The sequence below is a fragment of the Escherichia sp. KCJ4928 genome (assembly GCF_004352695.1).
Taxonomy (GTDB): Bacteria; Pseudomonadota; Gammaproteobacteria; order Enterobacterales; family Enterobacteriaceae; genus ECMA0423.
The window spans coordinates 20,360-31,481 of the sequence record NZ_SJWV01000036.1; the positions used below are offsets into that span (position 1 = coordinate 20,360).

At 54.4% G+C, this 11,122-nt stretch carries 11 protein-coding genes; 8 read left to right on the forward strand and 3 right to left on the reverse strand.

Annotation, left to right across the window (positions count from 1 at the left end):
- Positions 1-2: 2 nt before the first annotated feature.
- From nudC to E0D98_RS08085, 6 genes are all read left to right on the forward strand, one after another.
- Positions 3-776, forward strand: coding sequence for an NAD(+) diphosphatase (gene nudC, locus E0D98_RS08060; RefSeq protein ID WP_000373940.1), 774 nt, complete (start codon positions 3-5; stop codon positions 774-776).
- 39 nt (positions 777-815) lie between these two features.
- Entirely contained in the window at positions 816-1,880 is a 1,065-nt protein-coding gene (gene hemE, locus E0D98_RS08065) for a uroporphyrinogen decarboxylase (protein ID WP_000137657.1), read from the forward strand.
- Positions 1,881-1,889: 9 nt separating this feature from the next.
- On the forward strand, positions 1,890-2,561 hold the full coding sequence (gene nfi, locus E0D98_RS08070; protein WP_000362392.1) for a deoxyribonuclease V: 672 nt from the start codon (positions 1,890-1,892) through the stop codon (positions 2,559-2,561).
- Between the two features lie 42 nt (positions 2,562-2,603).
- The gene (locus E0D98_RS08075; protein ID WP_000940106.1) at positions 2,604-3,194 is read left to right on the forward strand and encodes a YjaG family protein; all 591 of its coding nucleotides are present in this window, start codon (positions 2,604-2,606) and stop codon (positions 3,192-3,194) included.
- Between the two features lie 186 nt (positions 3,195-3,380).
- Positions 3,381-3,653, forward strand: coding sequence for a nucleoid-associated protein HU-alpha (gene hupA / locus E0D98_RS08080; protein ID WP_001044513.1), 273 nt, complete (start codon positions 3,381-3,383; stop codon positions 3,651-3,653).
- 12 nt (positions 3,654-3,665) lie between these two features.
- Positions 3,666-4,361, forward strand: coding sequence for a DUF1481 domain-containing protein (locus E0D98_RS08085; RefSeq protein ID WP_001377723.1), 696 nt, complete (start codon positions 3,666-3,668; stop codon positions 4,359-4,361).
- Position 4,362: 1 nt separating this feature from the next.
- Here E0D98_RS08085 and zraP read toward each other — a convergent pair whose 3' ends face one another.
- Positions 4,363-4,788, reverse strand: coding sequence for a zinc resistance sensor/chaperone ZraP (gene zraP / locus E0D98_RS08090; RefSeq protein ID WP_000828222.1), 426 nt, complete (start codon positions 4,786-4,788; stop codon positions 4,363-4,365).
- 237 nt (positions 4,789-5,025) lie between these two features.
- On the opposite strand from zraP, the gene zraS reads away from it, so the two are divergent.
- Positions 5,026-6,402, forward strand: coding sequence for a two-component system sensor histidine kinase ZraS (gene zraS, locus E0D98_RS08095; RefSeq protein ID WP_001211910.1), 1,377 nt, complete (start codon positions 5,026-5,028; stop codon positions 6,400-6,402).
- On the forward strand, positions 6,399-7,724 hold the full coding sequence (gene zraR / locus E0D98_RS08100) for a sigma-54-dependent response regulator transcription factor ZraR (RefSeq protein ID WP_000148553.1): 1,326 nt from the start codon (positions 6,399-6,401) through the stop codon (positions 7,722-7,724). Before zraS ends, zraR begins: the two co-directional genes overlap by 4 nt.
- Here the strand turns inward: zraR and purD are convergent.
- Positions 7,721-9,010, reverse strand: coding sequence for a phosphoribosylamine--glycine ligase (purD, locus tag E0D98_RS08105; protein WP_000866809.1), 1,290 nt, complete (start codon positions 9,008-9,010; stop codon positions 7,721-7,723). The two genes, zraR and purD, sit on opposite strands and share 4 nt — an antisense overlap.
- 11 nt (positions 9,011-9,021) lie before the next feature.
- Positions 9,022-10,611 (reverse strand): bifunctional phosphoribosylaminoimidazolecarboxamide formyltransferase/IMP cyclohydrolase, encoded by a 1,590-nt coding sequence (gene purH, locus E0D98_RS08110; protein WP_047086745.1) that lies wholly within the window; start codon positions 10,609-10,611, stop codon positions 9,022-9,024.
- Positions 10,612-11,122: the final 511 nt, after the last annotated feature.

The window sequence follows — 11,122 nt, forward strand, 5'->3', positions numbered from 1 at the left end:
CTATGGATCGTATAATTGAAAAATTAGATCACGGCTGGTGGGTCGTCAGCCATGAACAAAAATTATGGTTGCCGAAGGGAGAATTGCCATATGGCGAAGCGGCAAATTTCGATCTTGTGGGTCAGCGCGCACTACAAATCGGCGAATGGCAGGGGGAACCTGTTTGGTTAGTACAACAGCAGCGGCGTCACGATATGGGGTCGGTACGTCAGGTCATTGATCTCGATGTTGGGCTGTTTCAACTGGCCGGACGAGGCGTACAACTGGCGGAGTTTTACCGATCGCATAAATACTGTGGTTACTGCGGGCATGAAATGTATCCGAGCAAAACCGAATGGGCGATGCTGTGCAGCCATTGCCGTGAGCGTTACTACCCGCAAATCGCCCCCTGCATTATTGTTGCCATCCGTCGCGATGATTCGATCCTCCTCGCCCAGCATACCCGCCATCGTAACGGTGTCCATACAGTACTTGCCGGATTCGTCGAAGTGGGCGAAACCCTCGAGCAGGCAGTCGCGCGGGAAGTGATGGAAGAGAGCGGAATTAAAGTTAAAAACTTGCGTTACGTGACTTCTCAGCCGTGGCCGTTTCCTCAGTCTTTAATGACCGCGTTTATGGCGGAATATGACAGCGGCGACATCGTGATCGACCCGAAAGAATTGCTCGAGGCGAACTGGTATCGCTATGACGATTTGCCGTTACTCCCGCCGCCCGGCACCGTAGCGCGCCGTCTGATAGAAGATACGGTGGCGATGTGTCGGGCAGAGTATGAGTGATGATACACTGACCGCCTGACGCACTAAGGAACAGCCAAAATGACCGAACTTAAAAACGATCGTTATCTGCGGGCGCTGCTGCGCCAGCCCGTTGATGTCACTCCAGTATGGATGATGCGCCAGGCGGGTCGCTATCTACCGGAATATAAAGCCACGCGCGCCCAGGCGGGCGATTTTATGTCGCTGTGCAAAAACGCCGAGCTGGCGTGCGAAGTGACTTTGCAACCGCTGCGTCGCTACCCGCTGGATGCGGCGATCCTCTTTTCCGATATCCTCACCGTGCCGGACGCGATGGGGTTAGGGCTCTATTTTGAAGCCGGAGAAGGTCCGCGTTTTACCTCGCCAGTCACCTGCAAAGCCGACGTCGATAAACTGCCAATTCCGGACCCGGAAGATGAGCTGGGTTACGTGATGAACGCGGTGCGTACCATTCGTCGCGAACTGAAAGGCGAAGTGCCGCTGATTGGTTTTTCCGGCAGCCCGTGGACGCTGGCAACCTACATGGTGGAAGGCGGCAGCAGCAAAGCCTTCACCGTGATCAAAAAAATGATGTATGCCGATCCGCAGGCGCTGCACGCTCTACTCGATAAACTGGCGAAAAGCGTCACTTTGTATCTGAATGCGCAGATTAAAGCCGGTGCTCAGGCTGTGATGATTTTCGACACCTGGGGCGGCGTGCTTACCGGGCGCGATTATCAACAGTTCTCGCTTTATTACATGCATAAAATTGTTGATGGTTTACTGCGTGAAAACGACGGTCGCCGCGTACCGGTCACGCTGTTTACCAAAGGCGGCGGACAGTGGCTGGAAGCCATGGCAGAAACCGGTTGCGATGCGCTGGGCCTCGACTGGACAACGGACATCGCCGATGCGCGCCGCCGTGTGGGCAATAAAGTCGCGTTGCAGGGTAATATGGATCCGTCGATGCTGTACGCGCCGCCTGCCCGCATTGAAGAAGAAGTAGCGACTATACTTGCAGGTTTCGGTCACGGCGAAGGTCATGTCTTTAACCTTGGTCACGGCATTCATCAGGATGTGCCGCCAGAACATGCTGGCGTGTTCGTGGAGGCAGTGCATCGACTGTCTGAACAGTATCACCGCTAAGGAGTGATTATGGATCTCGCGTCATTACGCGCTCAACAAATCGAACTGGCTTCTTCTGTGATCCGCGAGGATCGACTCGATAAAGATCCACCGGATCTGATCGCCGGAGCCGATGTCGGGTTTGAGCAGGGCGGAGAAGTGACGCGAGCGGCGATGGTGCTGCTGAAATATCCCTCGCTTGAGCTGGTGGAGTATAAAGTTGCCCGCATCGCCACCACCATGCCTTACATTCCAGGTTTTCTTTCCTTCCGCGAATATCCTGCGCTGCTGGCAGCGTGGGAGATGCTGTCGCAAAAGCCGGATTTAGTGTTTGTCGATGGTCATGGGATCTCGCATCCTCGCCGTCTTGGCGTCGCCAGCCATTTTGGTTTGATGGTGGATGTGCCAACGATCGGCGTGGCGAAAAAACGGCTCTGCGGTAAATTCGAACCGCTCTCCAGCGAACCGGGCGCGCTGGCCCCACTGATGGATAAAGGCGAGCAGCTGGCCTGGGTCTGGCGCAGCAAAGCGCGCTGTAACCCGTTGTTTATCGCTACCGGCCATCGGGTCAGCGTGGACAGCGCGCTGGCGTGGGTACAACGCTGCATGAAAGGCTATCGTCTGCCGGAGCCAACGCGCTGGGCGGACGCGGTGGCCTCGGAACGTCCGGCGTTCGTGCGCTATACAGCAAATCAGCCCTAATTCAGGTAAACTGCGGATAATTTCCGTATTTGAGAACTCAACATGTTACAAAACCCAATTCATCTGCGTCTGGAGCGCCTGGAAAGCTGGCAGCATGTCACTTTCATGGCTTGCTTATGCGAACGCATGTACCCCAATTACGCCATGTTCTGCCAGCAAACCGGTTTTGGTGATGGGCAAATTTACCGTCGTATTCTCGATCTCATCTGGGAAACGCTGACCGTTAAAGACGCAAAAGTAAATTTCGACAGCCAACTGGAGAAATTTGAAGAAGCGATTCCTTCAGCCGACGATTTCGATCTGTACGGCGTTTATCCGGCAATCGATGCCTGCGTGGCGTTAAGTGAACTGGTCCATTCGCGTTTGAGTGGTGAAACGCTCGAACACGCGGTGGAAGTGAGTAAGACCTCCATCACGACCGTTGCGATGCTGGAAATGACTCAGGCTGGTCGCGAAATGAGCGATGAAGAGCTTAAAGAAAACCCAGCTGTAGAGCAAGAATGGGACATTCAGTGGGAAATATTCCGACTTTTAGCTGAGTGCGAAGAACGCGATATCGAGCTGATAAAAGGCCTTAGGGCAGACCTGCGTGAGGCGGGTGAGAGCAATATTGGTATAATTTTTCAGCAATAAGACCAGAAAACGTGATTTAACGCCTGATTTGTCGTACCTGGAGTCTTCCCTTTCGCCCCCCGTCTGGTCTACATTTGGGGGGCGAAAAAAAGTGGCTATCGGTGCGTGTATGCAGGAGAGTGCTATTCTGGCATTTCCGTCGCACTCGATGCTTAGCAAGCGATAAACACATTGTAAGGATAACTTATGAACAAGACTCAACTGATTGATGTAATTGCAGAGAAAGCAGAACTGTCCAAAACCCAGGCTAAAGCTGCTCTGGAGTCCACTCTGGCTGCAATTACTGAGTCTCTGAAAGAAGGCGATGCTGTACAACTGGTTGGTTTCGGTACCTTCAAAGTGAACCACCGCGCTGAGCGTACTGGCCGCAACCCGCAGACCGGTAAAGAAATCAAAATTGCCGCAGCTAACGTACCGGCATTTGTTTCTGGCAAGGCACTGAAAGACGCAGTTAAGTAAGATTGCGTGGCAGTGAACAGTTTTAACGAAGGGGTGGTTTCACCCCTTTTGTCTTTCTGGCGTCGATCATTGATGCTGGCAGGTGCGCTGTTTCTCACTGCCTGTAGCCACAACTCTTCACTTCCTCCCTTTACCGCCAGTGGATTTGCTGAAGACCAGGGCGCGGTACGCATCTGGCGAAAAGACAGCGGCGATAATGTGCATCTGCTTGCCGTGTTTAGCCCGTGGCGCAGTGGCGATACCACGACGCGAGAGTATCGCTGGCAGGGCGATAACCTCACGCTCATCAATATCAATGTTTACAGCAAACCGCCGGTGAACATTCGCGCGCGTTTTGACGATCGCGGTGATCTGAGCTTTATGCAACGTGAATCCGATGGGGAAAAGCAGCAGCTTTCTAACGACCAAATCGATTTATACCGTTATCGTGCTGCTCAGATCCGCCAGATTAGCGATGCCTTACGTCAGGGGAGAGTCGTGCTGCGCCAGGGGCGCTGGCATGCGATGGAACAGACCGTGACCACCTGCGAAGGGCAAACCATTAAACCTGATTTAGATTCGCAGGCGATAGCGCATATCGAGCGCCGCCAGAGCCGCTCTTCTGTTGATGTCAGCGTGGCATGGCTGGAAGCGCCCGAAGGTTCGCAATTACTGTTAGTGGCAAACTCTGATTTCTGTCGCTGGCAACCCAACGAGAAAACGTTCTGATTTACCAGTGGCCCATACCCATATGACCGCCACCACCGCAGCCGCCGTAGCCCATGCCCATTCCGGCTCCGCGCGGAATACCCGCTTCAGCCATCGCGATATCCCGTTTCACCCGTAACTCATCTAACGACTGACGCAAATTCTCCATCTCTTTGGCGACCGCGTTAATTTTGCTGCTATCCGGTGGGTTCGCGGCTAACAGGGCATTGTATTCATAACGCTTCGTCACCAGTTGCTGTTGCAGTGCGCTGCTTTGAGCGTAAAAGTCATTATGGATTTTCTGCCACGCTGTCTGTTGTTCGCTGGTCAAAGGCGCGGCATTTTGCTGCCACATACCGTGTCCGCCGTGAGCAAATGCAGATGTCGATCCCATCGCCATTGCTGAAAGCGCCATCATTACCAGGGCAATTTTCGTGTTCCGTTTCATGGTTAATCCTCCAGTGGTTGTCTTACTTCGGGTATTGCATCTTCCGTGCCAACGATGAAACGCTGATATGACGGGTAATCTGGCATGATAAACGAGTAAAAATGACTCGCCTGCTGCGGGTAGCGAGTCATTTTTACTCATTGAAACTTAAGCCTTTGTGTTACAGCGCAGGGTAAGCGCTGATAAAAGATGGCATGATTTCTGCTGTCAGAAAGGGATGAGCAGGCAAAGAAGAAGATGCGTTTTATGCAACGTTCTAAAGACTCCTTAGCTAAATGGTTAAGCGCGATCCTCCCCGTGGTCATTGTTGGGCTGGTAGGGTTGTTTGCGGTGACGGTGATTCGCGATTATGGGCGCGAGACTGCCGCCGCCAGACAAACGCTGCTGGAAAAAGGCAGTGTACTTATTCGCGCTCTTGAATCCGGCTCGCGCGTCGGCATGGGGATGCGCATGCATCATGCGCAGCAGCAGGCCTTACTGGAAGAAATGGCCGGGCAGCCTGGAGTACGTTGGTTTGCGGTCACGGATGAACAAGGAACAATCGTGATGCATAGCAACTCCGGCATGGTGGGAAAACAGCTTTATTCCCCGCAGGAAATGCAGCAGTTACATCCGGGAGATGAAGAAGCGTGGCGGCGGATCGATAGCGCAGACGGCGAGCCTGTTCTGGAAATTTATCGCCAGTTTCAACCGATGTTTGCTGCTGGAATGCACCGGATGCGCCATATGCAGCAGTATGCCGCGACACCACAAGCAATTTTCATCGCTTTCGACGCCAGTAATATTGTGAGTGCCGAAGATCGTGAGCAGAGAAACACCCTGATTATCCTCTTCGCCCTGGCGACGGTCTTGCTGGCAAGCGTATTGTCATTCTTCTGGTATCGCCGCTATCTGCGCTCGCGCCAGCTTCTACAAGATGAAATGAAGCGCAAAGAGAAGCTAGTGGCGCTGGGGCATCTTGCGGCAGGCGTTGCCCACGAAATCCGTAACCCACTTTCCTCGATTAAAGGACTGGCGAAATACTTTGCCGAGCGCGCGCCTGCAGGGGGAGAAGCGCATCAACTGGCGCAGGTGATGGCGAAAGAGGCCGACCGTTTAAACCGCGTGGTAAGCGAGCTGCTGGAACTGGTTAAGCCAACGCATCTGGCTTTGCAGGCGGTGGATCTCAACACGCTGATTAACCACTCATTACAGCTGGTAGGCCAGGATGCAAACAGCCGGGAGATCCAGTTACGCTTTACCGCCAACGACACATTACCGGAAATTCAGGCCGATCCGGACAGGCTGACTCAGGTCCTGTTGAATCTCTATCTCAATGCTATTCAGGCGATTGGTCAGCATGGCGTGATTAGCGTGACGGTCAGCGAAAGCGGCGCGGGCGTGAAAATCAGCGTTACCGACAGCGGTAAGGGAATTGCGGCAGATCAGCTTGAAGCCATCTTCACTCCGTACTTCACCACCAAAGCCGAAGGCACCGGATTGGGGCTGGCGGTCGTGCATAATATTGTTGAACAACACGGTGGTACAATTCAGGTCGCAAGCCAGGAGGGAAAAGGCTCAACGTTCACCCTCTGGCTTCCGGTCAATATTACGCGTAAGGACCCACAAGGATGACGCACGATAATATCGATATTCTGGTGGTGGATGATGACATTAGCCACTGCACTATTTTGCAGGCTTTACTGCGCGGCTGGGGCTATAACGTCGCGCTGGCGAACAGCGGGCGACAGGCGCTGGAGCAGGTGCGGGAGCGGGTTTTTGATCTTGTGCTTTGCGATGTGCGAATGGCAGAGATGGACGGCATTGCCACGCTAAAAGAGATCAAAGCGTTAAATCCGGCGATTCCGGTACTGATTATGACCGCATACTCCAGCGTCGAGACGGCGGTAGAGGCACTGAAAACCGGGGCGCTGGATTATCTCATCAAGCCGCTGGATTTCGACACCCTGCAGGCGACGCTGGAAAAGGCGCTCGCGCATACGCACAGTATTGATGCTGAAACGCCTGCGGTGACTGCCAGCCAGTTCGGTATGGTCGGTAAAAGCCCGGCGATGCAACACCTGCTCAGTGAAATCGCCCTCGTCGCGCCATCGGAAGCCACGGTGCTGATCCACGGCGATTCCGGCACCGGTAAAGAGCTGGTCGCCAGGGCGATTCACGCCAGTAGCGCACGTAGCGAAAAACCGCTGGTAACGCTCAACTGTGCGGCACTCAACGAATCCTTGCTGGAATCTGAATTGTTCGGTCACGAAAAAGGGGCGTTTACTGGAGCCGATAAACGCCGGGAAGGGCGCTTTGTTGAGGCGGACGGCGGCACGCTGTTTCTCGATGAAATTGGCGATATCTCGCCGATGATGCAGGTGCGTCTGCTGCGTGCGATTCAGGAGCGCGAAGTTCAGCGTGTCGGTAGCAACCAGACTATCTCGGTTGATGTCCGGCTGATTGCGGCGACCCATCGCGATCTTGCCGCAGAGGTGAATGCCGGGCGTTTTCGCCAGGATCTCTACTATCGCCTGAATGTGGTGGCGATTGAAGTACCATCGCTGCGGCAACGGCGGGAGGATATCCCTCTGCTGGCTAGCCATTTTCTTCAGCGTTTTGCCGAGCGTAATCGCAAGGCGGTAAAAGGCTTTACGCCACAGGCGATGGATTTGCTGATCCACTACGACTGGCCGGGAAACATTCGTGAACTGGAAAACGCGGTGGAAAGGTCGGTGGTGCTGCTGACCGGGGAATATATTTCCGAACGCGAGCTGCCGCTGGCGATTGCCAGTACGCCGATCCCGCTGGGGCAAAGTCAGGATATTCAGCCGCTGGTGGAAGTCGAAAAAGAAGTGATTCTGGCGGCACTGGAGAAAACGGGCGGCAACAAAACCGAAGCCGCCCGTCAGTTAGGGATCACGCGCAAAACGCTATTGGCAAAACTGTCGCGTTAGTTCTGCTCGCGTTCGATAGCGCGCCAGCCGATATCTTTCCGGCAGAAGCAGTCGTCCCAGTGAATATCGGTCATTAAGGCATAAGCGCGTTTCTGCGCTTCTGCCACGGTATGACCCAGCGCGGTGACGCACAGTACGCGCCCGCCGCTGGTCACTACCTGCTCGTTATCCGCCAGTTTCGTGCCCGCGTGGAACACTTTGCCGCCTGCCACTTCTTCCAGCGGCAGGCCGTGGATCACGTCACCGGTGCGGTAATCACCCGGATATCCACCCGCAGCCATCACCACGCCGAGAGAAGCGCGTTCATCCCACTCTGACGTTTTCTCGTCCAGTTTGCCTTCACAGGCCGCCAGGCAGAGCTCAACCAGATCGGACTTCATGCGCAGCATAATCGGCTGGGTTTCTGGATCGCCAAAGCGGCAGTTAAATTCGATAACCTTCGGATTGCCCTGTTTGTCGATCATCAGGCCCGCGTAGAGAAAACCGGTGTAGGTGTTGCCTTCCGCCGCCATGCCTTTCACGGTTGGCCAGATGATACGTTCCATGGTGCGCTGATGAACTTCATCGGTTACTACCGGCGCGGGGGAGTAAGCGCCCATCCCGCCCGTGTTTGGTCCGGTATCTTTATCGCCTACGCGTTTGTGATCCTGGCTGGTGGCCATCGGCAGCACATGCTCGCCGTCTACCATCACGATAAAGCTCGCTTCTTCGCCATCGAGGAACTCTTCGATAACGATGCGATGACCCGCGTCGCCAAAAGCGTTGCCCGCCAGCATATCGTGAACAGCCGCTTCCGCTTCTTCCAGCGTCATCGCCACGATAACGCCTTTCCCGGCAGCCAGACCGTCCGCTTTAATGACGATTGGCGCGCCTTTCTCACGCAGATACGCCAGCGCAGGTTCTACCTCGGTGAAGTTCTGGTATTCCGCCGTAGGGATCTTATGGCGGGCCAGGAAATCTTTGGTAAACGCTTTTGAGCCTTCCAGTTGGGCCGCACCTGCGGTTGGGCCGAAGATTTTCAGCCCGGCGGCGCGGAAGGTATCGACCACGCCTTTCACCAGCGGCGCTTCCGGGCCGACGATGGTCAGATCAATCTTTTCGTTTTGTGCGAAATCCAACAGCGCCGGGATATCGGTCACGCCAATAGCAACGTTTTGCAGCGCGGGTTCCAGTGCAGTGCCTGCATTACCCGGAGCAACAAAAACAGTCTCAACCAGCGGCGACTGGGCCGCTTTCCAGGCCAGCGCGTGCTCGCGCCCGCCGTTACCAATCACTAATACTTTCATCTATTGCTCCATTAATGGCGGAAGTGGCGCATGTCGGTGAAGAGCATCGCAATACCGTGCTCGTCGGCGGCGGCAATCACTTCGTCATCACGGATGGAACCGCCAGGCTGGATTACGCAGGTCACGCCCGCAGCGGCGGCGGCATCAATACCGTCGCGGAACGGGAAGAACGCGTCAGAAGCCATCGAGGAACCTTTCACTTCCAGGCCTTCATCGGCAGCTTTAATACCGGCGATTTTCGCGGAGTACACGCGGCTCATCTGGCCCGCGCCAATACCGATGGTCATATTGTTTTTGGCATAGACGATAGCATTGGATTTCACGAACTTCGCCACTTTCCAGCAGAACAGCGCATCGCGCAGTTCCTGTTCGGTCGGCTGACGTTGGGTGACGACGCGCAGTTCTTCCGCACCGACCATCCCCAGGTCACGATCCTGAACCAGCAGACCGCCGTTCACGCGTTTGAAATCAAGACCCGGAACACGCTCGCCCCACTGACCGCAGGTCAGAACGCGTACGTTCTGCTTGGCGGCGGTGATTTTCAGGGCTTCTTCGCTGGCGGAAGGCGCAATAATCACTTCGACAAACTGACGAGAAATGATGGCCTGTGCGGTTTCCGCATCTAGCTCGCGGTTAAAGGCAATGATGCCGCCGAATGCGGAGGTTGGGTCGGTTTTGTACGCGCGATCGTAAGCATCAAGAATGGAATTGCCGATAGCTACACCGCAAGGGTTGGCGTGCTTCACAATCACACATGCCGGCTCGGCGAACTCTTTCACGCACTCCAGCGCCGCATCGGTATCGGCGATGTTGTTATAAGAGAGGGCTTTACCCTGAACCTGGGTTGCGGTAGCAACGGAGGCTTCTTTCACATTCTCTTCTATATAGTAGGCAGCCTGCTGGTGGCTGTTCTCGCCGTAACGCATATCCTGCTTCTTAATGAAGTTCAGGTTCAGCGTGCGTGGGAAGCGACCAGCGGCTTCTTTGCTTTCACCGTGGTACGCCGGAACCATGCTGCCGAAGTAGTTGGCAATCATGCTGTCGTAGGCGGCAGTGTGTTCGAAGGCTTTGATGGCGAGGTCGAAACGGGTTGCAAGCGTCAGCGATCCTTCGTTGTCATCCATCTCTTTAATAATGGCGTCGTAGTCGCTGCTCTTCACCACGATTGCGACATCTTTATGGTTCTTAGCGGCGGAGCGCACCATGGTCGGGCCGCCGATATCGATGTTCTCAACCGCATCTTCCAGCGAGCAACCTTCACGGGCCACGGTCTGGGCGAACGGATACAGGTTAACAACCACCATATCGATAGGCTGGATCTGATGTTCTTCCATAATGGCATCGTCCTGGCCGCGACGGCCCAGAATGCCACCATGTACTTTCGGATGCAGGGTCTTCACGCGTCCATCCATCATCTCCGGGAAACCGGTGTAATCGGAAACTTCGGTTACCGGCAGACCTTTTTCTGCTAACAGACGGGCAGTGCCCCCTGTAGACAGCAGCTCCACACCGCGTGCGGAAAGTGCCTGGGCGAATTCGACGATACCGGCTTTGTCAGAAACACTGAGCAGAGCGCGGCGGACTGGACGACGTTGTTGCATGGTAAATCCCCTGGATTTGACTATTACAGAGAGCGTTAGCTGAATTTTTCGCGAAAAACTCAGCTAACGCCCCTAACGGGGCATCCTTATTTTTCGCCCGCATTGTAACGAAAACGTTTGCGCAACGCTCGCGAATTTTTCTCTTTCAATGGTGATCACAATTTTGACAGTGGTTACCGTGGGAAAAATACAGAAATTACATTGATGATTGTGGATAACTCTGTGCGTAAAAAGGTATAAAGCGGGGTTTTGCTGGGGAATGCAGCAGTCAGTCATTTTTCTGCAATTTTTCTATTGCGGCCTGCGGAGAACTCCCTATAATGCGCCTCCATCGACACGGCGGATGTGAATCACTTCACACAAACAGCCGGTTCGGTTGAAGAGAAAAATCCTGAAATTCAGGGTTGACTCTGAAAGAGGAAAGCGTAATATACGCCACCTCGCGACAGTGAGCTGAAAGCCGCGTCGCAACTGCTCTTTAACAATTTATCAGACAATCTGTGTGGGCACT

Excerpts from the sequence above, each read along its gene's own strand:
- nudC (WP_000373940.1), top strand. The coding sequence starts at position 3 with ATGGATCGTATAATTGAAAAATTAGATCACGGCTGGTGGGTCGTCAGC.
- hemE (WP_000137657.1), top strand. The coding sequence starts at position 816 with ATGACCGAACTTAAAAACGATCGTTATCTGCGGGCGCTGCTGCGCCAG.
- nfi (WP_000362392.1), top strand. The coding sequence starts at position 1,890 with ATGGATCTCGCGTCATTACGCGCTCAACAAATCGAACTGGCTTCTTCT.
- E0D98_RS08075 (WP_000940106.1), top strand. The coding sequence starts at position 2,604 with ATGTTACAAAACCCAATTCATCTGCGTCTGGAGCGCCTGGAAAGCTGG.
- hupA (WP_001044513.1), top strand. The coding sequence starts at position 3,381 with ATGAACAAGACTCAACTGATTGATGTAATTGCAGAGAAAGCAGAACTG.
- zraP (WP_000828222.1), bottom strand. The coding sequence starts at position 4,788 with ATGAAACGGAACACGAAAATTGCCCTGGTAATGATGGCGCTTTCAGCA.
- zraS (WP_001211910.1), top strand. The coding sequence starts at position 5,026 with ATGCGTTTTATGCAACGTTCTAAAGACTCCTTAGCTAAATGGTTAAGC.
- zraR (WP_000148553.1), top strand. The coding sequence starts at position 6,399 with ATGACGCACGATAATATCGATATTCTGGTGGTGGATGATGACATTAGC.
- purD (WP_000866809.1), bottom strand. The coding sequence starts at position 9,010 with ATGAAAGTATTAGTGATTGGTAACGGCGGGCGCGAGCACGCGCTGGCC.
- purH (WP_047086745.1), bottom strand. The coding sequence starts at position 10,611 with ATGCAACAACGTCGTCCAGTCCGCCGCGCTCTGCTCAGTGTTTCTGAC.